This is a genomic window from Fulvivirga sp. M361 (assembly GCF_007097395.1).
Lineage (GTDB): Bacteria > Bacteroidota > Bacteroidia > Cytophagales > Cyclobacteriaceae > Fulvivirga.
The window spans coordinates 26,572-48,633 of sequence record NZ_VKDC01000035.1 but is presented as its reverse complement, the minus strand read 5'-3'; the positions used below and the strand labels follow the sequence as shown (position 1 = coordinate 48,633).

The 22,062-nt window shown below is 40.5% G+C and carries 22 protein-coding genes; 15 read left to right on the top strand and 7 right to left on the bottom strand.

Annotated elements, in window-relative coordinates; genetic code table 11:
- Window positions 1–5: 5 nt before the first annotated feature.
- From rpiB to glyA, 3 genes are read right to left on the bottom strand one after another with little or no spacing between them, the layout of a single operon-like run.
- Window positions 6–437: a ribose 5-phosphate isomerase B gene (gene rpiB, locus FNH22_RS25775; protein WP_143401394.1), complete on the bottom strand. Its 432-nt coding sequence runs from the start codon at window positions 435–437 to the stop codon at window positions 6–8.
- A 1-nt stretch (window position 438) separates the two neighbouring features.
- Window positions 439–1,248, bottom strand: a complete 810-nt coding sequence (gene tatC, locus FNH22_RS25770; protein WP_143401412.1) for a twin-arginine translocase subunit TatC — start codon at window positions 1,246–1,248, stop codon at window positions 439–441.
- A gap of 39 nt (window positions 1,249–1,287) precedes the next feature.
- Window positions 1,288–2,559, bottom strand: coding sequence for a serine hydroxymethyltransferase (glyA, locus tag FNH22_RS25765; RefSeq protein ID WP_143401393.1), 1,272 nt, complete (start codon window positions 2,557–2,559; stop codon window positions 1,288–1,290).
- A 111-nt stretch (window positions 2,560–2,670) separates the two neighbouring features.
- Between glyA and FNH22_RS25760 the strand changes: the two genes are divergently transcribed.
- Window positions 2,671–3,411, top strand: a complete 741-nt coding sequence (locus FNH22_RS25760; protein WP_185154412.1) for a head GIN domain-containing protein — start codon at window positions 2,671–2,673, stop codon at window positions 3,409–3,411.
- Here FNH22_RS25760 and FNH22_RS25755 read toward each other — a convergent pair.
- Window positions 3,408–4,136, bottom strand: coding sequence for a pyridoxine 5'-phosphate synthase (locus FNH22_RS25755; protein ID WP_143401391.1), 729 nt, complete (start codon window positions 4,134–4,136; stop codon window positions 3,408–3,410). The genes FNH22_RS25760 and FNH22_RS25755 overlap by 4 nt on opposite strands.
- A gap of 170 nt (window positions 4,137–4,306) precedes the next feature.
- On the opposite strand from FNH22_RS25755, the gene FNH22_RS25750 reads away from it, so the two are divergent.
- From FNH22_RS25750 to FNH22_RS25690, 13 genes are all read left to right on the top strand, one after another.
- A complete protein-coding gene (locus FNH22_RS25750; RefSeq protein ID WP_143401390.1) occupies window positions 4,307–4,759 on the top strand; it encodes a GatB/YqeY domain-containing protein in 453 nt (150 codons plus the stop codon).
- Complete coding sequence (locus FNH22_RS25745) at window positions 4,760–5,296, top strand: CvpA family protein (protein ID WP_143401389.1); 537 nt, start codon at window positions 4,760–4,762, stop codon at window positions 5,294–5,296.
- Window positions 5,280–5,849: an aminodeoxychorismate/anthranilate synthase component II gene (locus FNH22_RS25740; protein WP_143401388.1), complete on the top strand. Its 570-nt coding sequence runs from the start codon at window positions 5,280–5,282 to the stop codon at window positions 5,847–5,849. Before FNH22_RS25745 ends, FNH22_RS25740 begins: the two co-directional genes overlap by 17 nt.
- 42 nt (window positions 5,850–5,891) lie before the next feature.
- Entirely contained in the window at window positions 5,892–6,659 is a 768-nt protein-coding gene (locus tag FNH22_RS25735; RefSeq protein ID WP_143401387.1) for an alpha/beta fold hydrolase, read from the top strand.
- Window positions 6,643–7,314 carry a CBS domain-containing protein gene (locus FNH22_RS25730; protein WP_370513199.1) on the top strand — a complete coding sequence of 224 codons (672 nt, stop codon included), beginning with the start codon at window positions 6,643–6,645 and terminating at the stop codon, window positions 7,312–7,314. Before FNH22_RS25735 ends, FNH22_RS25730 begins: the two co-directional genes overlap by 17 nt.
- Window positions 7,315–7,318: 4 nt before the next feature.
- Window positions 7,319–8,197, top strand: coding sequence for an NAD kinase (locus tag FNH22_RS25725; RefSeq protein WP_370513198.1), 879 nt, complete (start codon window positions 7,319–7,321; stop codon window positions 8,195–8,197).
- A 78-nt stretch (window positions 8,198–8,275) separates the two neighbouring features.
- Window positions 8,276–9,340, top strand: coding sequence for a DUF6089 family protein (locus FNH22_RS25720; RefSeq protein ID WP_143401385.1), 1,065 nt, complete (start codon window positions 8,276–8,278; stop codon window positions 9,338–9,340).
- A 1-nt stretch (window position 9,341) separates the two neighbouring features.
- Complete coding sequence (locus FNH22_RS25715; RefSeq protein ID WP_143401384.1) at window positions 9,342–10,079, top strand: DUF6089 family protein; 738 nt, start codon at window positions 9,342–9,344, stop codon at window positions 10,077–10,079.
- A gap of 76 nt (window positions 10,080–10,155) precedes the next feature.
- Window positions 10,156–10,878 (top strand): isoprenyl transferase, encoded by a 723-nt coding sequence (locus tag FNH22_RS25710; RefSeq protein ID WP_143401383.1) that lies wholly within the window; start codon window positions 10,156–10,158, stop codon window positions 10,876–10,878.
- A 3-nt stretch (window positions 10,879–10,881) separates the two neighbouring features.
- Window positions 10,882–13,689, top strand: a complete 2,808-nt coding sequence (locus FNH22_RS25705) for an outer membrane protein assembly factor (RefSeq protein WP_143401382.1) — start codon at window positions 10,882–10,884, stop codon at window positions 13,687–13,689.
- 1 nt (window position 13,690) lies between these two features.
- Window positions 13,691–14,221 carry an OmpH family outer membrane protein gene (locus tag FNH22_RS25700; protein ID WP_143401381.1) on the top strand — a complete coding sequence of 177 codons (531 nt, stop codon included), beginning with the start codon at window positions 13,691–13,693 and terminating at the stop codon, window positions 14,219–14,221.
- 22 nt (window positions 14,222–14,243) lie between these two features.
- On the top strand, window positions 14,244–14,777 hold the full coding sequence (locus FNH22_RS25695; RefSeq protein WP_143401380.1) for an OmpH family outer membrane protein: 534 nt from the start codon (window positions 14,244–14,246) through the stop codon (window positions 14,775–14,777).
- Between the two features lie 72 nt (window positions 14,778–14,849).
- The gene (locus FNH22_RS25690; protein ID WP_255518161.1) at window positions 14,850–15,746 is read left to right on the top strand and encodes an LD-carboxypeptidase; all 897 of its coding nucleotides are present in this window, start codon (window positions 14,850–14,852) and stop codon (window positions 15,744–15,746) included.
- Here FNH22_RS25690 and FNH22_RS25685 read toward each other — a convergent pair.
- A complete protein-coding gene (locus tag FNH22_RS25685; protein WP_143401378.1) occupies window positions 15,735–19,481 on the bottom strand; it encodes a hydantoinase B/oxoprolinase family protein in 3,747 nt (1,248 codons plus the stop codon). The two genes, FNH22_RS25690 and FNH22_RS25685, sit on opposite strands and share 12 nt — an antisense overlap.
- A gap of 294 nt (window positions 19,482–19,775) precedes the next feature.
- On the opposite strand from FNH22_RS25685, the gene FNH22_RS25680 reads away from it, so the two are divergent.
- The gene (locus FNH22_RS25680) at window positions 19,776–20,399 is read left to right on the top strand and encodes a DUF4230 domain-containing protein (protein WP_143401377.1); all 624 of its coding nucleotides are present in this window, start codon (window positions 19,776–19,778) and stop codon (window positions 20,397–20,399) included.
- Window positions 20,400–20,423: 24 nt separating this feature from the next.
- Here the strand turns inward: FNH22_RS25680 and FNH22_RS25675 are convergent, their stop codons facing one another.
- Both FNH22_RS25675 and FNH22_RS25670 read right to left on the bottom strand, forming a co-directional pair.
- Window positions 20,424–21,041: a LysE family translocator gene (locus tag FNH22_RS25675; protein WP_143401376.1), complete on the bottom strand. Its 618-nt coding sequence runs from the start codon at window positions 21,039–21,041 to the stop codon at window positions 20,424–20,426.
- A gap of 1 nt (window position 21,042) precedes the next feature.
- On the bottom strand, window positions 21,043–22,053 hold the full coding sequence (locus tag FNH22_RS25670; RefSeq protein WP_143401375.1) for a hypothetical protein: 1,011 nt from the start codon (window positions 22,051–22,053) through the stop codon (window positions 21,043–21,045).
- Window positions 22,054–22,062 lie beyond the last annotated feature (9 nt).

The following is a 22,062-nucleotide window of genomic DNA, read 5'->3' as shown; positions in this document are numbered from 1 at the left end:
TGAAGTTAACAGCCTATCTTATCAATTCTCCTTTTATGCCTGCCGCCTTCAAAATCGCTTGAAAGAAAGGTTTTTACCATATTTTTGGCCATATCTGTATCCACGAAGCGGGCAGGGATGCAAAGAATGTTGGCATCATTATGTTGTCTGGCCAGTGCTGCTAATTCTGTATTCCAACAAATGGCAGCACGAATACCCTGATGCTTATTGGCTGTCATAGCCACACCATTAGCACTACCACATATTAATATGCCTTTCTCGTATTCTCCTTCTTCAACGGCGCTAGCTACAGGATGTGCGAAATCTGCATAGTCCGCTGATTCAGAAGAGTAAGTACCATAGTCTTTTAATGAATGACCCGATTTTTCAAGAAATTCATAGATCAAACCTTTGTATTCATAACCAGCATGATCACTACCGATTGCTATTTTTGACATCTCATTTGGATTGTTGTTGCTCTAATAATTCTTTTTTCTCTTTCTTTTTAATCACTCTCCTGGATATTATTATACTGAATTCATATAATCCAAATAGAGGGAATGCGATGAGTACTTGACTCAATGGATCCGGGGGGGTAAGCATAGCCCCTAAAACCAGTATGACTACTATAGCATGCTTACGGTAGGCTTTCATCAAAGTTGGGGTTACCAAACCTATTTTTGAGAGAAAATATACCACGACAGGGAGCTGAAACAAAAGCCCACTCCCTAATACTAATGTACTTATAGTGGATACATAGGAAGTAATATCAAATTCATTTGCCACAATTTCACTGACCTGGTAACCTGCCAGGAAATTCACGGATAATGGTGACATAATGTAATAGCCGAACAGAATGCCTGTCAGGAACAAAAAAGAAACAGAAAATACAGCCCCCCTGGAAGCTCTGCGTTCATTGAAATATAGTCCGGGGCTAATGAATCTCCAAAACTCCCAAAAAGCATAAGGGAATGCCACAATAATTCCTATTACGAAGGAAGAAGTAATGTGCATGGTAAACTGTCCCGTCATCTTCCGGCTTTGTATTTTGAAATCCAATTCGTCAATACAGAGTGCGGAAGAGTTTATCAAATCGGCCAGTTCACAAAGTTTACGAAAAGTCCAAAAGTCTACTTTTGCAGGTCCGAAAATAACGGTATCAAATATAAAGTCGACGCCAATGAATGCAGCAATAGAAAAAATGAAGATAACTGCTACCGACCGTACGAGATGCCATCTGAGTTCCTCAAGATGGTCTAAGAACGACATCTCTTTTTCCTCACCGGGTTGGTCTAATTGCTTCACAATCTACTTAAATAAGGGGAAGCCACCCATCCATGAATTTACCTCATGCTTTACAGCAAGAATGGCTTCATTATTATCATGGTTTATAAGCACTTTGTCGATCAGGTCCACTATTTTGATCATGTCACTTTCTACCATGCCTCGTGTAGTGGCAGCCGCAGTACCCACTCTCATCCCAGAGGTTACAAAAGGTGACTGGGTATCAAATGGGACCATATTTTTGTTGATGGTGATATCCGCTTTGATCAGCGTGTTTTCAGCTATTTTTCCTGTGAGATCTTTGCGTCTGAGGTCAATGAGCATCATATGGTTGTCTGTGCCGTCTGAAATTACCTTATAACCTTTCTGGACAAATGCATTAGCCATCGTTTTGGCATTTTTTGTAACCTGAACCACATAATTCAAATAATCATCACTCAATGCTTCTTGAAAAGCAATCGCCTTCGAAGCAATAACATGCTCTAAAGGACCTCCTTGTGTTCCCGGGAATACACCAGAATCTAACAGGCTTGAGATCTTGCGAACTTCACCTTTTGGAGTTTTAAGTCCCCATGGGTTTTCAAAATTGTCTCTGACCATGATCATTCCGCCACGGGGTCCTCTGAGTGTTTTGTGAGTCGTGGTCGTTACAATATGGCAGTATTCCAATGCATCATTTAGTAACCCTCTTGCAATAAGGCCCGACGGATGTGAGATATCCGCCAGGAGTAATGCTCCAACGGCATCTGCAGCTTCCCTGAGTATCTCGTAATTCCAATCACGGCTATAGGCTGAAGCCCCGCATATGATCAATTTTGGTTTTTCTTTTTTAGCCTGGGTTACTACTCCCTCCCAATCAATTAAACCTGTTGATTCTTCTACACCATAGAAAACTGGCTCATACAGTTTCCCGGAAAAATTTACAGGGGAACCATGTGTGAGGTGGCCGCCATGTGATAGGTCAAACCCTAAGATTTTATCTCCTTTATTGAGTATTGCCAACATCACCGCGGCGTTGGCTTGTGCTCCTGAATGTGGCTGAACATTTACCCAGGTAGCTCCAAATAATTCCTTAGCTCTTTCTATGGCTAATTCCTCTATCTTGTCTACAACTTCGCAGCCCCCATAGTATCGCTTGCCCGGAAGACCTTCAGCATATTTATTAGTCAGCTCAGTACCCATTGCTTCCATTACCTGTGGAGAAGCGAAGTTTTCTGAGGCAATAAGCTCAATACCCTCATGTTGCCTTCTTTTTTCTTGTTCAATTAGATCGAAAATAACTGTATCTCTGCGCATAAGTAATTATTTAGGGGGGTATAAAGAGCGGCAAAAATAAGGTAAGCACTACAGATAACCAATACTGGTTGGTTTCATGTTAAATTTTTAATTTTAATGAAAACTACGATCATGCGAAACTTAATCAGAACCTTATTTCTATCTTTTGTAATACCGGTGTGTGGCTGCAATCATATCATTGGGGAACGTGGTAACGGGGTAATGGCCACCGATCGTTTCGATGTAGGTGAGTTTACCGCTTTGGAAACTGAAGGTAACTTCGATATAACCTTACAACGTGGTGAAACGCCCTATGTAACCATTGCTACGGATGAAAATTTACTTACATACATCGTGGTGGAGAAAGTGGGAAGTGCAGTAAGAATCTCCACGAACAAAAATTTGATCAGCGATAAAGGGGTTAAGGTAACGCTATACTACAATGATTTGAAATCAATAGATGTGAGTGGAGCAGCCAGAATTAGCAGTGGTGAACTGATCAAAGGGGATTATCTTCGAGTGAATATGGCTGGTGCCGGTGCGGTAGACCTTGAAGTGGATCTGAAATTACTGGCTGTGGATATTTCAGGAGCCGGTGCGGTAAAACTGCGCGGTCATGTGATCGAGCAAGAAATAGATATGAATGGAGCAGGTGGTCTGGAGGCAGACGAATTGATCAGTGATGATTGTACCATAAGTATCAGCGGTGTTGGAGGCGCCTCTATTCAGGTACGTGAAAAACTAGAAGCCTCTGTAAGCGGCATAGGAGGGATCACTTACAAAGGTAATCCGTCAGATGTTCAAACGGATGTGTCTGGGTTGGGACAGATCACACGTTATGAAGGTGCTGAAGAGAGTGACCCTGATGTCTAGTCATTTTGTGCCTGTTTCAGGCATTTTAAGTAAAGCTGTATTGTATTCTCTAGCCCTAAATAGATAGCATCACAAATAAGGGCATGGCCAATGGATACTTCTTCTGTTTCAGGAATTTCTGAAATAAAATATGTAAGGTTATGACGATCCAGATCATGACCAGCATTGATCTCAATGTCAAGCGCTAGTGCTCTGGCGGCTGCTAGTTTGAAAGGAAGTATGGCCGCTTCCTTATTTTTGAGGAAGTTTGAAGCATAGCTCTCAGTATAAAGCTCTATCCGGTTCGTTCCTGTTTCCGCTGCCCCTTCAATCATTTTTTCATTCGGATCAACGAAAATAGAGGTTCTTACCCCACTTTCCTTCAATTCGGCGATCCGATCAACCAGCATGGATCTATGCTTCATGGTATCCCAGCCTGCATTGGAAGTGAGTACATTAGGAGCATCAGGTACCAGTGTTGCCTGTGTAGGCTTAACTTTATGTACTAGTTCCATATACCTCTTATCAGGATACCCTTCAATGTTAAATTCTGTTGTTATCACCTCAGAGAGAGCAAGTACATCGTCATATCTTATGTGCCGCTCATCTGGCCGTGGATGTACTGTAATGCCCTGAGCCCCCAAGTGTTCACAATCCACAGCACTTTTAACAAGATCCGGATTATTGCCCCCACGTGCATTTCGCAATGTGGCAAATTTGTTAATATTGACACTCAATCGAGTCATGTACTGACAGGTTTAATAATAATATTGTAAATCAAAATTATGTATTATCTAACATAACAGCCTGATTATTATGTTTACCAGGCTCCACATTCAGATTTAGCAAGTCAATGAATTATGACTTAGCTTTGCAGCTTCAAAATAACAAGAAGTTTGTTAAACTATTACATGAGATGAGTCTTAAAGAGCAAATTGACCAGGATATAAAGTCGGCTATGCTGGCAAAAAAGAAGGAAGAACTTACTGCATTAAGAGCTATAAAGTCAGCAATATTATTGGCAGAAACGGAGAAGGGTGTGGGAGATAAGCTGAAGGCTGATGCAGAGATCAAGCTTTTGACCAAAGCGGCGAAACAGCGTAAAGAGTCTGCCGAACTTTACCAGAAAGAAGGTCGTCAGGACCTGGCAGATAAAGAATCTTTTGAACTTGAAGTGATATCAAGATACCTTCCCAAGCAGCTTACTGAAGAAGAGCTAAAAGAGGCATTGCAAAAAATTGTTGCTCAGGCAGGTGCGCAAGGCCCGCAGGATATGGGGAAGGTAATGGGGTTAGCCACTAAATCATTGGCTGGAAAAGCGGATGGGAAAAAGATATCAGAATTAGTAAAAGTAATACTGGCAGGTTAGTTGAGCATACTGGATATCGTTTTATTGGCAATACTTTCTTTTGGAGCTTACAAGGGCTTTCGAAAAGGCTTCTTAATGGAGATTATTACGATTTTAGCCTTTGTACTGGCTGTCATTGGAGGTTTTAAGCTTTTACACCTGGGCATGGCCTTTTTGAATGCCCAGTTTAATATAGACGGTCAGTTGTTGCCTTACCTTTCATTCTTGATTATCTTCATTGGTATAGTTCTGATCATCAATTTGTTAGGGAAGTTTTTAAAAAAAGTATTGAATATGACACTTTTAGGGCCTGTGGATAATATCGCAGGCGCCATTGTAGCTGTTTTAAAATGGAGCTTCGGGATAAGCGTAATATTTTGGCTTACCAACTCTTTTGGTATTCAGCCATCTGATAGTTGGACTGGCCAGTCTGTTTTGTACCCGTTTCTTATCACATGGGCGCCACAACTGGTAGAATCCTTCTCTTTTGTAGTGCCTTTTGCAGAAGACCTTTTTCAAATGGTTCGTGAATTACTTCAGAATGATCCTGTTACTTGATAATTATGATTCATTCACATTTAACCTTGAAGATTACTTTAGGCAATTAAATACTAGTTGTAAAGTAGTACGAAATGATGTGTCGTTAGAGACCATAGATGCATTGGATTTTGAGGCTATTGTCATTTCCCCGGGCCCGGAAACGCCATCGAAGTCCGGTCACCTAATGAAAATTTTGGATATATACCACAACAAGGTCCCTATCCTTGGTATATGCCTGGGGCATCAGGCCATAGGACAGTATTTTGGAGGAAAAGTGGTAAAAGCCTTACGGCCCATGCATGGCAAGATATCCCAAATAAAAGTAGTGAATGATGTCCTATTTAAAAGTATACCCTCAGAGTTTAAAGTAGTCAGATATAATTCATTGATAGTGGATCTGAATGATGGAGTGTTAGAACCGATAGCCTGGAGTGCTGAAAATGAATTAATGGCACTTCGGCATCGTTATCTGCCTATTTGGGGGCTTCAATTTCACCCTGAAGCGGTATTAACCGAGCATGGACTTGCCATCATCAGAAATTGGCTTAAAGGAAACCAGCTAGTAATTTAATTCGTCATTTTTGTTTAATTTGCCAGTATCAATCACACGTGTATGTCGCTAAAGATTAAGCAACAGAGAGAATATAAATTTATAGAAGAAGGCGAAGGCGAGGTGCTTTTGTTGTTACACGGATTATTTGGTGCATTGAGTAATTGGGAGGCGGCAGTAAATTTCTTTAAACATAATTGTAAAGTAGTTATACCTCTGTTACCTATTTATGACATGCCATTGAAGCAGGCGGGTCTTGATGGTTTGGTGAAGTTCCTTGAGGATTTTGTAAGGCTCAGAGGGCTCAGTGCCGTAACAGCAATAGGTAATTCTCTTGGAGGTCATGTAGGACTTATTTATACCCTTAGAAACCCGGACAATGTCAAACGACTTGTACTTACAGGGAGCTCAGGTCTTTTTGAGAATTCTCTTGGAGGTTCATTTCCTAAAAGAGGTAGTTATGAATATGTTAAAGAAAAGGTAGAATATACATTTTATAATCCGAATACAGCTAATAAAGAACTTGTAGATGAAGTGTTTGAGACTACTAAAAGTATTCCTAAATGTTTGAGGATAGTGGCTATTGCCAAATCTGCCCAAAGACATAATATGGCCAAAGATATTACGACAATTCAGAAACCAACGTTGCTGATTTGGGGTTTAAATGATACCATTACCCCACCAATGGTGGGATATGAGTTTAACAGGTTAATACCTAATTCGCAGCTCAGATTTATTGATAACTGCTGCCATGCACCTATGATGGAACATCCTGATAAATTCAATAAAATTTTAAGTGACTATATAGAGGAGAATGAATATGATAGCTGAGGAATTAATAAACCATATGATACCGCCATTGAAACCAAAGGACGACGCTCATAAAGCCCTGGTTTGGATGGAGGAATTACGCAGTAACGAGTTACCTGTTGTAAATAATGAAAAATTCATTGGTTTTATTACAGAAGAGATGGTAATGGAGCAGAATGATGTGGAGATGTTGATAGAGGACTTTGATACAATAGGTAAAAATTGTGTCCTGTCAAAAAATTCGCACTTCTATGATGTCCTGAAGATTGCGTCAGAGAATTTTCTTCAAATGGTAGGGGTGGAAGATGATGAAAAGAATTATTTAGGGGTGATCACCGTTCGTGATACGATTAATTCATTTGCTCAGTCTGTGGCTATTCAAATACCGGGTAGTATCCTGGTGCTCTCTTTACAACAGATCGATTATTCACTTTCACAGATAAGTCGCTTGATTGAAGAAAATAACGCAAAGATATTGAGTAGTAATGTCGAAGTGGACGATGATGATGCCAGTAAATTGAGAGTAACACTTAAGATTGATAAGTTAGACCTGTCACCTATAGTAGCTACTTTTGAAAGATTTGGATTTAAAGTCATTGGCCGATTTCAGGAAAGTACCATGGAGAATCAGGAAAAAGATCGCATCAATATGTTATTAAAATTCCTGGATATTTGAGCCAATGATGAATATTGGCATTCACGGTAAAGATTTCGGACCTGAAGGTAAGGATTTTATTCAAAGCGTATTTTCAATATTAGAAGGCTGGAATTGCCATGTTCATATTTCAAACGATTATCTCCCACTGGTAGAGCGCCAGGGACTTAAGCTGCCTGCTTATGAGGTGTTCCGTTACAAGTCTGATCTAAGTTATCTTGATGTTATGTTAACCCTTGGAGGAGATGGCACTTTACTGGAGGCTGTTACCTACATAGCTGGTTCGGATGTACCTATACTGGGTATAAATACCGGACGGCTCGGGTTTTTGGCCACTACTTCGAAAGAGTCTATCAACGAAGCCTTAAAGTGCTTACACGACCAGGATTATGAATTTGACGAAAGGACACTGCTTCACCTGGATTCTAATGCTAATTTATTTGATGGGCTTAATTTTTCGCTCAACGATTTCACAATTCTGAAAAAAGACACCACGTCTATGATTGTTGTGAATACTTTTATCAATGGAGAGTTTCTAAATTCTTATTGGGCTGATGGAATAATTGTGTCTTCACCCACCGGGTCGACCGGATATTCTATAAGCTGCGGAGGGCCACTGGTGCTGCCGCAGTCTGATAACTTCATTATAACACCGGTCAGCCCACATAATCTGACGGTTCGTCCTATTGTTGTCCCTGATAGTTCGGAGCTATCATTTACTGTTGAAGGCCGTAGTAACAGTTTTCTTATATCGTTAGATTCTCGTATTGAGACAGTTGACAATTCTATTCGATTGACTGTTACTAAGGAAAAATTTAAGATAAGGCTTATTAAGTTGAAAGAAAATAACTACTTTAAAACGCTCAGACAAAAACTAAACTGGGGACTGGACGTTAGAAACTAAGTTTTATCTTTCTAAGATAATGTTTACTTTTAGGCGTTTTTGATTTTGTTTTCAACAGTTGGATTATAACACGTTGCAATGAAAAGATATTTAATTCTAATTCTTACTGTTTTAGTGATGGGGGTAAGTGAATCCGCTCACAGTCAGTTAAAAAGAAAATCTATCCGTAAAAACAACAAGAGAATTTCCAGCTTTAAGGGAAAGAAAAATAATTTCACAGCAGACAAGAAATATAATTATCTGGCATTTTCTATTAATGCATTTAATTATTTTGGTGATTTGGCCCCTTTATCGAGACGGCTTAGCACAGATATATCATTTACGAGGCCAGGTTTTGGATTGGAGTTTGGACATAGATTTGGTCCAAGGTATACTTTGAGAGGTGCTTTTACCTATGGAACGCTGAGAGGAGATGATTTTGAATCGGCAGATCCGGGAGATGAAGAGGCAAGGTTTAGATATGTCAGAAACCTTCACTTCAGGAATAGGATTAAGGAACTTACCATAACAGCCATGTTTGATCTTTTGAAAAATGAAGGATCCTATATAAGCAGAGTACAATTTACCCCTTACGCATTTGTGGGCTTAACTGTATTTCACCATAATCCACAGGCATATGTAAATGAAAGTAGCTCTTTGCCCGAAGCAGGTAGTTGGGTAGATTTGGAGCCCCTGGGTACGGAAGGGCAATATTCGAATTTGCCTGATGATGCCGTGAATTCGGGGATCGAATCTTATAGCTTATGGCAAATAGCGATCCCAATAGGAATAGGAGTTAGATATAGATTAAATCAGGTGTTTGACCTTTCTTTTGAAGTAGGCTTGAGATACACCTTTACGGATTATCTTGATGATGTAAGTCAAAACTATATTGACCCATCCCTCTTGCCCAACGATCTATCCAGAGAGCTGGCTGATCGCTCTCAGGAAACGACTGCTGCAGTTTCAAACTCGGAAAGGGACTTCACTGCGATCAATGCAACAGCATTTGATAGGGATGGAGATGGCTTCTTCGATGGGTATGGTACAGAGTTCAGAGATAATATACGTGGCAATAAAGACGATAACGACCAATATTTCGTTACAACGATCAAACTAGCTTATATTATAGGCGCTACATTCAGAAGAGCGAAATTCAGGTAATATGAAATTAATGATGGCATCTTTCAAGGGAAAACCTACTATCGGTTTTCCCATTTTTGTTTTAATGCTTTGCATGCTCTGTTCGTCGGCTTGGTCACAAGAGACCGAAATAGGCTTTGGCATAGGCGGGTTTAAGTATTCCGGCGACCTGTCCAGAGGTATAAATTTGAAATCTATTACCCCGGCTGGTACTGTTTTCTTCAGGAATAACCTAAGCAATGCTGTAAGTTTTAGGGTTGGCCTCACTGCAGGTCAAATGGCAGCCAGTGATGACAAAACCCCTATTGATCCATTTGCGCAACAACGTGATGCCTCTTTTGACATTTTTGTGTTTGAAGCTTCTACAGTATTTGAGTACCATTTTTTAAAGTGGAGGCAAGAGCATACGCTTATCCGATGGACCCCTTATTTGTTTGGAGGCTTAGCCATTTTTGGTCTGTCCGGAGAAGGTGATAAGCCTGCGGAATATAGCAATATACAGCCTGCTATTCCTTTTGGTCTGGGGATAAAATACATTTTAAATCCTAAATGGTATATGGGGGTTGAGTTTGGAGCGAGAAAAATATTTTTTGACTACTTAGATAACGTGAGTGAAGGAGATGGAACAATCAAGAATTTTGATTATGGTAATCGATTCGATAATGATTCTTATTATTATTTCGGTGTTTCTATGACTTACTCTTTCTATACTATTCCTTGTCCCAACAGTCCGTATAAAAGGAACTACAGAAGTCGTTAAAAAAGTGGTAATAACGAAATATTTAGTGCAAAAAACTTAATTTTGCAAACTTGTGTCTGCTTTAAAGGAAAATATTATGACAAGTGGTCTTCCAAGGCATATTGCCGCTATAATGGATGGCAATGGCAGGTGGGCTAAAAAGAAAGGCGCTGCCAGAATTTTTGGGCATAAAAATGCTATTAAGGCGGTTCGGGAAGTTACCGAGGGATGCGCGGAACTCGGGGTGGAATTCCTTACACTTTATGCTTTTTCTACAGAGAATTGGGGCCGGCCGATAGAAGAAGTCAGTGGACTCATGGAGCTTCTTGTGCTAACAATAAAAAAAGAATTAAAAACCCTGTTAAACAATAACGTCAGACTAACGACTATTGGGTCTTTTCAAAGCCTTCCGAAAAAATGTCAATCAGAGCTGATGGAAGCTATGGAAATGACAAAAGATAATACGGGTCTGACCTTGATTTTGGCATTAAGTTATAGCGGACGGTGGGAAATTACCGAAGCTGTAAAACAGATAGCAAAAGAAGTACAGCATGGAGACTTAATGGCAAGTAATATTAATGAGGAATTGATCGGCCAATACCTTCAAACCCGTGATATTCCTGACCCGGAACTATTGATCAGAACAAGTGGAGAACTAAGAATCAGTAATTTTTTGTTATGGCAAATAGCCTATACAGAAATTTACATCACAAGTAAGTTATGGCCTGATTTTAGACGAGAAGATCTTTATGAGGCTATTCAGGCTTTTCAAAGTAGAGAAAGAAGATTTGGTAGAATTAGTGAACAAGTGAACTCTTGATTGATGAGAAGAACAGTAGTCTTATTGGCCTTATGCCTGTTTGTTAACCATGTGGATGGTCAGATCCGTAGAAAGAGAAGCACTGATAATTCAGAAAACAATAGCTCTCTTAATTATTCGAACCCTACACAATATGTGGTAGGTGGTATTGATGTTACCGGGTTGAAAGTTTTGGATAAAAATGCTTTAATATCCTTATCCGGATTAAAGGTAGGAGATAAGGTGAAAATTCCAGGTGACGAGATAAGCGGGGCCATTAAGAAATTATGGAAACACGGTCTGGTAGGGGACGTTTCCATTTCCATTGACAAGATCGAGGGAGACCAGGTTTATCTGAAAATAGAACTGACAGAACGCCCTCGCCTGACCGGGTTTACATTTGAAGGGGTCAAAAAATCAAGAGAAACTGAAATACGTGAAGATCTCAATCTTATTCGTGGTAGAATTCTATCTGATGCCATTATAAGAAATACCCAGATAACGGTAAAAAACCATTATGTGAAAAAGGGATTCTTAAATGCTGATGTTAAAGTGATTCAAACGTTGGATACTCTTAATAGAGACGGGGTTAAACTGCGTATTGTGGTCAATCCAAAGTCTAAAGTAAGGGTTAATAGAATTATATTTGAGGGCAATGAAGAGTACTCAGATACTCGTCTGAAAAAGAAAATGAAGTCTACTAACGAACATGTTAGGGTTTCACTTTTTAAGCAGGCGGCTCAATTATTAGCGGGAATAAGGCCTGGGAAAGTCGTCAACTTTTTTGATTCTACTTATGAAATGTCTGGTAAAGACCTGAAAAGGTTTGTCAATGACAATGTAAAGCTGAATTTTTTCAAAGGGTCAAAATTTATTAAGTCAGACTATGAAGACGATAAACAAGCATTGATCAATTTCTATAACTCAAAAGGATATCGTGATGCAAATATCTCTGCTGACACCATATATGCTTATGAAGGCGATAAAATTAATGTTCATCTTAAGATTGATGAAGGAAGTAAATACTATTTCAGAAACATAATATGGACAGGTAATTTTATTCATACGGATGAGACCCTTCAAAAAATATTGGCCATTGAAAAAGGAGACGTTTATAACAAGGAATTGATTGATACAAAATTATCTTTTAATCCGAAGGGTCCTGACATAAGCGGTCTATATATGGATGATGGTTATTTGTTTTTCCGTGTGAACCCGGTAGAGGTGGCTGTTGACGGTGATTCAATTGACGTTGAGATGAGGATCTATGAAGGTGAGCAGGCTACCATTAAAAATGTTATTATCGCAGGTAATGATAAAACAAGGGATCATGTGATCCGAAGAGAACTTAGAACGGTTCCAGGGCAAAAATTCAGCCGTAGTGACATTATCAGAACCCAGCAACGACTATCACAATTGGGCTATTTTGATCCTGAGCAAATATCACCGACACCTTTGCCTAACCCTGCAGATGGAACGGTAGATATTGAATGGAGATTGGTAGAACGTTCAAGTGACCAAATAGAACTTTCCGGTGGCTGGGGGGGTGCTTTTGGCTTTGTGGGTACCCTAGGATTAACGTTGAATAACTTCTCAGTCCGCAACATGCTAAAGGGTAAATTCACACCTATTCCGGTAGGAGACGGACAGCGTTTGTCTCTCAGAGCACAAGCTAACGGGAGGCAGTTCCAGAGTTACTCATTTTCTTTTACCGAACCTTGGCTGGGAGGTAGGAAGCCGAATTCATTTTCGGTGAGTTTTAATTATTCTGTTCAGAGGCAGACGGTTCCCAGACGTGGGCTGGATGGTGAATTAGAGAACACGGCTAGGCGCTTTGATGATTTTAACGCTCGTTTGGGCGTAAGAGGAATTACGCTGGGACTTGGACGACAACTAGAATGGCCGGATAATTATTTCTCATTGAATAACTCAATTTCATATTTACAATATGAGTTGGAGAATTTTGGTACAAGAGGATTAGGCTTTGAGAATGGCCCGGCAAACAGTATTACGTTTAATACTACTATTAGCAGATATAGCATTGACAATCCCACATACCCTTCTTCCGGTTCCACACTTTCTTTGAGTTTGGCAATTACGCCTCCATATTCTGCTTTTAGAGGAGATGATTTTTGGATTAAAGAAAATGATGACCAATTGGTTAATCAGATTTTAGCTGATAAATATCCTCAGCTGGAAAGTGAGAGTGATACAAGAACGGTTTTGGAGGCGAGTGAAAAACGTAATCTTGAGAATTCAAGAAGATACAAATGGATAGAGTATCATAAATGGATGTTTGATGCCAAATACTATATACCTGTGGTCGGGAAGCTCGTTTTAGAGACAAAGGCCCACTTTGGTTTTATAGGATCATTTTCCAAGAACGCAGGAGTAGGTCCGTTCGAAAGATTTATTCTGGGAGGAGATGGATTAGCCGGGCAACAGGGGTTTTTATTGGGAACCGATATTATTGGCCTGAGGGGATATGAAAACAATTCTATTAATCCACCTTTTGACAGGCTGGAGGACAATGCCATTGAAGGAGGTATTGCTTACAATAAAGTAGGTATGGAATTACGTTATCCTGTTACCACAGGTCAGGCAGCTACTATTTATGGTTTTGTTTTCTCAGAAGCAGGGAACAACTGGAATAGTTTTGAAGAGTTTAACCCTTTTGATATGTTCCGTTCGGCTGGTGTGGGTGCAAGGATATTTATGCCGGCTTTCGGGCTGATAGGGATCAATTGGGCCTATGGTTTTGATACTCTTCCGGGTGCAGCCGGGCCTAGTGGCGCTCAGTTCCATTTCACTATTGGTCAACAGATTAGGTAGCATGAAAAAAGTAGTATTTATATTTCTGGCATTATTTTCGATTACAGAGGTGGTAGCACAAAAATTTGGCTACGTAGATACAGACTATGTACTATCGAAAATGCCTGAGTATAAGGAGGCTCAGGGTGAAATTGATAAACTCTCGCAGGGTTGGCAAGAGGAGATTTTAAGTATGTCAAAAGACATTGAAGCCATGTATAATGAGTTACAAGCGGAAGAAGTGTTACTCACGGCTGAAATGAAAAAGGACAGACTGGATAATATAACCAAAAAAGAAAACGAGCTGAAAGAGTATCAGAAGAAGATATTCGGCTTTGATGGACTTTTCTTCTTGAAAAAGAAAGAATTAGTCAAGCCAGTGCAGGATCAAATTTTTGAGGCTATAGAAAGAGTCTGTAAAGAACAGCGTTTGGCCATAATGTTTGATAAAGCCGGAGATCTGGTGATGATCTACACTGATCCGCGCCACGATTATACGGACTATGTACTGGATGAATTAGGTTTAGGAGATCCTAACGATGTAGTAAAGTAAAATATTTTTAACAAATAAAATCATGAGACAGAAATCGTTACTAGCAGTTTTAGCTTTTAGTTTAATTGGAGTGTTTGCGCATGCGCAAAGCGCCATGAAAATTGGATATGCAGATATCGACTTTATTTTGGGTCAGATGCCAGAATCAAAAGAAGTAGAGAGTCAGCTACAAACCACCAATACGCAACTTCAAAATCAGCTTCAGGCTAAATACCAGGAATATGAGCAAAAACTGCAGGCGTATCAACAAAGTGCAGCCACCATGCTGGATGCTGTAAGACAGGAGAAGGAGACGGAACTGACACAACTACAACAGCGGATACAAAAGTTTCAGCAGGATGCTCAAGGCTCATTGCAAAAGAAAACGGCAGAGCTTATGGAACCACTATATACGAAAGTAGGTAACACTATTGAGGCTGTTGCAAAAGAAAAGGGATATACTCATGTCCTCAATGGTCAGGTGGGTGGAATAGACGTAGTCCTCTATGCCGATGAAAAATATGATATTTCTAATGAGGTGCTTTTGAAAATGGGGATAACTCCTCCAAATAACTAGTCTGGCATCACTAAAACTCATTAAAAAAGCAAAACCCTTCGTTAAACGAGGGGTTTTTTTGTTATTCAGATTATGATACGACCTCCATTGCTCAAGCCGGGAAATACTGTTGGAATAGTAGCCCCCGCCCGAATGATCTTACCAAGCCAGATCGCCAGAGGTATAGCAACCTTGGAGAGCTGGGGCCTTGAAGTTGTGCAGGGAGAGTCTCTTTTTTGCAAGGAGGGTTACTTTGCCGGTACCGACAGGCAGCGGCTTGAAGACTTTCAGCAGATGATTGATCTTTCATCCGTAAACTGCATTTTTTGTGCACGCGGAGGGTATGGGATGACGAGAATCTTGGATGACCTCGATTTATCACCCCTTCAGAAAAGTCCGAAATGGATTATTGGCTTTAGCGATATTACGGCACTACATCTTGCATTGAATAAGGCGGGTATCGAAAGCATCCATGGGCTAATGCCGGTGCAATTTGACTATGTGGATTCTGAATCATCAGCCGATCAACTCCGACGTTTACTTTTTAGAGGAGATGGGAGTATATCAGCTCAACGGAATGAATATAATCGAAATGGGACAGTAAGTGCCCCCATAGTCGGAGGTAATTTGTCGTTGATTTGTGATAGTTTAGGTACCTCCAGCGAGGTACAGACACATGATAGAATACTGTTTTTGGAAGAAATTGATGAATACCTCTATAAAATTGACCGTATGTTGGTCCAATTGAAAAGAGCTGGTAAACTAGACCAATTGAAGGGACTGGTGATTGGTGATTTTTCAAATACCAAGGACACACAGATACCTTTTGGTAAATTACTTGAAACGGTTATCCTGGAACACGTCTCAAATTATGACTATCCGGTAGCATTTAACTTACCGGCAGGGCACGAAATACCCAACTTTTCCATTCCACTCATGCGCGAGGTAAAACTACATGTAACGAATTCAGAAACAGTACTAAGTTTTTGATTTGGCGTTTGCTTTATCTCCCCAACCGCCACCGCCAGGTGTTTTAATGGTGAGCTGATCTCCGTTTTCTACCAACAGGTTATCTATTCCCGGGAGCATCTGCTGAACACCAGATCTGCGAATCAAAAACTGCTCACCGGCCTGACCAGGTTCACCTCCATGAAGGCCATAAGGTTGTTCCAGCCGGTGTTGTGTCAAGAAAGTTACGCTAAGTGCTTCTAAAAAAGTGAACGTACGTACTATTCCATTTCCACCATTCCATATACCTGTGCCTCCTGATCCATTTCGTATGGTGAACTCTTCGAGTCGCACAGGGTAGCGATGTTCAATAATTTCCGGATCCGTAATCTTGGTATTGGTCATATGTTGATGAATAGCATCATGCCCATGAAAACCTTTCCCGGCCCCGGTACCTCCACAAATGGTTTCGTAATAGCCGAACTTACTGTTGCCAAACAGCAGGTTATTCATTGTGCCCTGACTACAAGCGGCCATCCTTAGTGCCTTGAGTAATGTGTCAGTCAGGCGTTGACTCACCTCGGTATTTCCTCCGACAACGGCAGGCAGGTTACTATGTGAAAAGTCTGGATTTAGTAAACTTTGCGGCAGATGAATATCTACTTTGTCCAATAACCCTTCATTCAGCGGTAGGTCCTTGTCCAGCATTAGCCTTAAAACATATAATATGACACTGTTTACAATGGCTGGTGTGGCATTCAGGTTGTTCCGGTGCTCGGATCCGGTACCTTTAAAGTCAAAAGTTATACGTTTATCTATTGAGATAGTCACTTGAAGTTTTGTTCCGTCATCCAGCCGTTCCCTCGCCTGGTATTCTCCTTTCCATGGCTTAATACTATCTGCGATGGCATTTGCTACATAGCTTTTTAACCCTTTCATATAGTATTGGATGTTGTTCATGCCAAATTTGTCGCAAAGTCCTTTTATTCCTTCAATACCTGTTTTTAGAGCTGCTATTCCACCTCTGAGATCTGCAAGGTTTTCTTCTATGGCTCTTGAAGGATAAACAGCCTGGGTGAATAGTTCTTTAATCTCACTCCATTTTTCCTGTCCTTGTTTTATCAGGTATTGAGGTGTTATTATTACACCTTCCTCTTCCAATGAGGTGGCGTCGGTAGGCATTGATCCTGGTGTTTTCCCGCCGATTTCTGAGTGATGTGCGCGGTTAGCAACGAACCCAAGAAGCTCTTTTCCAATATACACGGGACTTATTAGCGTAATATCCGGCAAATGAGATCCTCCATATCCTGGGTGATTGGTGATCACTACATCACCATCTTGCATATCCAGGACATCCATGACCCTTCGCACGCAAACTCCCATACTGCCTAAGTGTACCGGAATATGTGGGGCATTTACGATTAAATAACCTTGAGCATCCATAAGAGCGCATGAAAAATCCTGCCTCTCCTTAACATTTACGGAAAAGGAGGTTCTCCTGAGAATTGCGCCCATGTCTTCTACCACAGACATAAACCGATTTTTATACAGCTCTATGTTGGCTTCCTTACTCTTAATGGTTTGGTGTGAGACATCTGTTTGAAAGTGTAGAATTGCTGCGTTATACTCATTCAGTACCAGATTCCAACCTTTACCTAAGTGCACCGTGGTGTTATTGCTGGATAAGATGGAAGGTGCTGCTATGGTAGCGCCAGTTGAGATGTTTTCCCAGCTGTAAACTGTAGTATCTTCCCACTTTTCACCTGTATAACTTAATTGAGAAGTAAGTGAAAGAGGCGTGTGTGTGCTGGTAGAAGAAACCTGTTGTGTTACCTGGCCGCCTCTAACTACTGCAATTAACCTTAAAGATTCTACCTCTACGTCATGACCTTCCAGCCAGTGTCCATACCTTTTTTTATATGCTTCTTCAAAAGCCTTAAGTACATTCCCCTTTTCTTCTATCTCTAGTGTATTCTCCTGACCTTTAAACCGTAAATAATAAAGTCTTCGCTTTACTCTCATGCGACCTTCGGGATGATGATCCTTAGTGAAATGATCGAAAGCTTCACGTTTTAGCTCATTCCAATAGTCATCCACGTTTGAAAGGGATGCGAAAGTTTCTAATATTACTTTCTCCTTAAATACTTCTATGTCAGCATGCCCGATGCCATAAGCACTTAATAGACCGGCATCATACGGGATGATTATTTTTTTTACTCCTAGTAGCTGAGCAATTTGACAGGCATGTTGCCCTCCGGCGCCACCAAAAGTCACCAGGGTATAATCTTTAGGGTCATACCCTTTTTTCAATGATACTTTACGAATGGCCTCGGCCATTTTTTCGTTGGCAATAGTTGTAAAAGCGGTTAAAAGTTCTTCCAGGGAATACTTTTTACTGGTTTTATGGTACACTTCATCAATAATATGATGAGCGGCTTCCCTTGCGTGTGATTTACTTAGCGGAATACTAAAACCCTGCGGGGCTATTTTGCCGGAAAGCAGGTTAACATCTGTGATCGTCAGTGGGCCTCCCGCTCCATAACATGCAGGCCCTGGGTAAGCACCGGCACTTTCCGGGCCAACGGTAAACAGGCCGTTCCGAAAAGCACATATCGATCCACCTCCGGCAGCGATTGTTTCTATGTGCAGGCTGGGGCTCACAATTTGAGCATTACCTACCTTGGTTTCAAAACTGTAATCATATTGGTTATTATAAATGGCTACATCCGTGCTGGTGCCACCCATATCAAAGGTGATGATCTTATTCTCACCTGCTAATTCAGCGGTTTTAACCGCTCCTACAATTCCACCCGCCGGTCCGCTAAGTAAACTATCTTTGGGCTGATATTGACCTGAACTAACGATGGAACCACTGCTGGCCATAACACGTAAATTCCCCTTATCTAACTTGGTTTCAATTCCGTTGATGTAAGATGAAATGATCGGTTGTAAATAGGCATTAACTACCGCAGTCTCCGCTCTTGGAAGTATTTTAATGGCTTTAGATAATGCTGCAGAACAGCTGACGTACTTAAAACCAAGGGTAACTAACTGTTTCTTTAATTCTTGTTCATGGATATCATTTTTATAGCTATTGACAAGAGCTATGGCCATTGCGGTGTCTTTTGGTAGTTTTTTAAGTTGAGATAGTAACTTGTTGGTGTTTAGTGCTTTAATTACTTGTCCATCACTGCTTAGCCTTTCTGATATCTCTATTACTTTTTCATAAACAGGAGGTGGTGTCTTGATATTTGTAGTGAATAAGTCAGGACGTTGTTGATCTCGGATCACTAAGAGGTCTTTGAAACCTTCCGTGACCAAAAAAGCTACTTTTTGCCCTTTGCGCTCTAATAATGCGTTAGTGCCTTTTGTAGATCCAAGGCGCATTTCTAAAAGAGGAAGCGGTTCATTTAATGGTGTACCCGTTATTAGTCGCGCAGCGAAAATGGGTACTTCTTCAGGTGAAATGAGTTGGAAGTCAGTACCTTCAGGAAGACTTGTTTTTGGTGCATCACGTAATACAATGGTTTTACTTTCTAAATTAACATTTTCAATAGCCGAACTGAAATTTGTCTTAAGGAGCTGAAATGTATAATTGTGAAATATATCGTGTGACGCCGACCAGGAAAAATCTGCCATTACCTTATTGCCATTTACCCTTATGATCTTGCCCCTAAGGCTGCTGTTGCTTAGTACTTTTAGCCTTTTTATTTTCTGTTCGCTTACTGCAATACAGTCAGTAAAAGTACCTCCTGTATCAATCCACAATTGCCACATAATAGTCAGGTAAATATTTTATGAGTTTGAGATCCTTTCATTTTTGAGCTTCTGATGTATACACATCTTTAATCCGGATCATGCATTAACATTCTATTCCAGGCCCAAACTGCTTCAACATCCAGCATTTCAGAACATTTTGGTACTCACCGTGATGGTAGACCACGATTCCGCGACAAAATAACCCAAAATACTTGATCTTACTGCATTTTGAACTTTCATAACGAATCTTGATGCATGATCCGGGTTTAATGATTTCCTTAAATATCGGTAAATTAGATTCAAACGAGATCAATGAAGACCATACAAATTTTCCTCAGGATGTTGCCCTGGCTGATAATCATCGGTTTGATTGGTTGGGTTATGTTTACCAGCCAAAAGAATAAGGCAACTACATCGGTTGTAAACCAATCTGCTATTTTACGAGAGGTGGAAAAAATCGGTAAACTTGAACTGGTCAGGTATAATTTCAAAGAGATTACCGAATTGACAGAATTAAGTGAAGAGTTTTTGAGCTTTTTTAAATTAGGCCCTGACTCTAAAATTGCACTGGTAAGTGTCGGTGAGGCCGTAGGTTGTCTTGACTTAACGCGCCTTATGGATGATGATATTTCTATGTCGGCAGATACGGTGTATTTAAGGTTACCTGAACCAGAAATGTGCTATTATAAGTTGGACATGGAAAAGACCTACATTTATTCTATCCAGACCAACCCACTGAAAGATGAAGGAGAGTTCATCCAAAAAGCCTACCGGCAGGCTGAGCGGGATATTAGGGAAGCAGCATTGGCTTCTGGTATTTTGATGCAGACGAAAAGCAATGCCAAAACCATATTGGAACCTATACTTGAAAAAATAAGTGGAAAGGTAGTAGTGTTTAAGGAAAGACCTGACAGTGTCAATATAACAACTTATTAAGTGTAAAGAAATCCCTGTTTACAGTCATACAAGCCGTAAATATTGTGCAAGTGCGTAGAAACCCAGTAACATAAATACCACTCCTGGTAAGAGATCGATCAAACCATTTTTTTTAAAAAAGTGACTGACCCTGGTGGCCAATAAGGCAAGTAGCGCTAACAAGGTAAATGTTCCGCAAGATATGCCACTAACATATATGATCACATCAGTTGTATCCAATAGTTCTATCCAGCCTTGGTGCTTCAGATAGGCCGTTACGCCAATCCAAAAAGGAATAGCAAGTGGATTAAGAATGCTGATGAGCACTCCCTTTCTAAAACCGCTTTTGTTCAATTTTTCATGAAGCGTGTTTTTACTTCCCCTGAAATGAGAAATAATATTCAGTACTCCAAGAGTAAGCATTACTACGGCCGCGATAAGTTGGAAATTATCTGTCAAGCCAATGGATGAAGTTACGAAAGATTCAAATTGAACTGCAACGTAAGCATATGGAAATTCTACCAGAGCCGAAGCCAGTGCAAACCGCAAAGCAGCCTTCACACGAGAATCCAGTGCCAGTTGTAGTATACTGAGATTGATGGACCCTGGAGGAATGGAGCCCAGAAAACTGAAAAGAAAAGCAAAAATAAATATGAGGAGCAATTTATTTTAGTTTGTTTAAGGCCTGGACTTTGGCGTATTCAACACGCCCTTGTTTAAACGAAAGGTAAGAAACCCCTCTCCTATGATTTTCCACACTAATTTCATAAAGTACTTTCCAGTGATGCAGTAATACTTTTATTCCTTCAAAAAGAGAAAATCCCGGATGATAGATGTGGGCTGGTTCTGCCCCTGCACCGTTCAGTTCCATAATTTTGATTTTACCTTCCTGAAGATCCTTTGTCGAGGCTACCCGGATGTCGAAACGACCAAAATAGAACCCCTTGATGGTTTTGCTAATAACATCAAAGGTTTTATGAAGTTGATCATTAATAAGATCATTACCGTTGAGAAATTTAGTGCCCAAACAATGATTGCCGATAGATACCAATTCCTTTTTTACACCTGGCCCCAGCACACAGTCTAACTCATTGCTATATTTTAAGCGAAGTGTCTCCCACTGCAACTTGGCTCTGTCGTTACCCAGGATCAGTTCATTTAAGGTTGATTTTCCATCACCTTCAATAGTCAGCATTTCTTTGATAACAATGGAGGTGACTTTACCCTGATCTTCATTAGGATACCGATAGTAGAATACACCCATCTCTAAGGGGTCTTTCAAAAATTCCTGGATCAAAAAACCAACCGGAACCTTATTGACGTACTCAGAAAGCTCTTTTTCAGAGGATATTTTTTTTACCAGCCACCCACGTTCTCCTATGTCCGGCTTGGCTATAACAGGGAAATCAAGTTTGCACGTACTCATTTCACGCATTACTTCACCCAGGCTAACATTAGTCGGAAAATAAAGTGTGGTAGGTTTGATCTGTTCAGGTATCAGGTTTAGGATCTTGATCTTGGACTCCCCTAACATCCCGCCATTTTCAATGCTTGGATTTGACGCGCTGAAAAAAAACAATGACCGTGCTTTTAGTGATAGCCAACACCAATAGATGAATACAGGAGCATATATTACCCCAAAGGGCCAGTACTCCCAGCTCCTCAGTTTAATCATGAAGTTACT

Coding starts and splice junctions, on each gene's coding strand:
- rpiB (WP_143401394.1), bottom strand. CDS start 437: ATGTCAAAAATAGCAATCGGTAGTGATCATGCTGGTTATGAATACAAA.
- tatC (WP_143401412.1), bottom strand. CDS start 1,248: ATGTCGTTCTTAGACCATCTTGAGGAACTCAGATGGCATCTCGTACGG.
- glyA (WP_143401393.1), bottom strand. CDS start 2,559: ATGCGCAGAGATACAGTTATTTTCGATCTAATTGAACAAGAAAAAAGA.
- FNH22_RS25760 (WP_185154412.1), top strand. CDS start 2,671: ATGCGAAACTTAATCAGAACCTTATTTCTATCTTTTGTAATACCGGTG.
- FNH22_RS25755 (WP_143401391.1), bottom strand. CDS start 4,136: ATGACTCGATTGAGTGTCAATATTAACAAATTTGCCACATTGCGAAAT.
- FNH22_RS25750 (WP_143401390.1), top strand. CDS start 4,307: ATGAGTCTTAAAGAGCAAATTGACCAGGATATAAAGTCGGCTATGCTG.
- FNH22_RS25740 (WP_143401388.1), top strand. CDS start 5,280: ATGATCCTGTTACTTGATAATTATGATTCATTCACATTTAACCTTGAA.
- FNH22_RS25735 (WP_143401387.1), top strand. CDS start 5,892: ATGTCGCTAAAGATTAAGCAACAGAGAGAATATAAATTTATAGAAGAA.
- FNH22_RS25730 (WP_370513199.1), top strand. CDS start 6,643: ATGAATATGATAGCTGAGGAATTAATAAACCATATGATACCGCCATTG.
- FNH22_RS25725 (WP_370513198.1), top strand. CDS start 7,319: ATGATGAATATTGGCATTCACGGTAAAGATTTCGGACCTGAAGGTAAG.
- FNH22_RS25720 (WP_143401385.1), top strand. CDS start 8,276: ATGAAAAGATATTTAATTCTAATTCTTACTGTTTTAGTGATGGGGGTA.
- FNH22_RS25715 (WP_143401384.1), top strand. CDS start 9,342: ATGAAATTAATGATGGCATCTTTCAAGGGAAAACCTACTATCGGTTTT.
- FNH22_RS25710 (WP_143401383.1), top strand. CDS start 10,156: ATGACAAGTGGTCTTCCAAGGCATATTGCCGCTATAATGGATGGCAAT.
- FNH22_RS25705 (WP_143401382.1), top strand. CDS start 10,882: ATGAGAAGAACAGTAGTCTTATTGGCCTTATGCCTGTTTGTTAACCAT.
- FNH22_RS25700 (WP_143401381.1), top strand. CDS start 13,691: ATGAAAAAAGTAGTATTTATATTTCTGGCATTATTTTCGATTACAGAG.
- FNH22_RS25695 (WP_143401380.1), top strand. CDS start 14,244: ATGAGACAGAAATCGTTACTAGCAGTTTTAGCTTTTAGTTTAATTGGA.
- FNH22_RS25690 (WP_255518161.1), top strand. CDS start 14,850: ATGATACGACCTCCATTGCTCAAGCCGGGAAATACTGTTGGAATAGTA.
- FNH22_RS25685 (WP_143401378.1), bottom strand. CDS start 19,481: ATGTGGCAATTGTGGATTGATACAGGAGGTACTTTTACTGACTGTATT.
- FNH22_RS25680 (WP_143401377.1), top strand. CDS start 19,776: ATGAAGACCATACAAATTTTCCTCAGGATGTTGCCCTGGCTGATAATC.
- FNH22_RS25670 (WP_143401375.1), bottom strand. CDS start 22,053: ATGATTAAACTGAGGAGCTGGGAGTACTGGCCCTTTGGGGTAATATAT.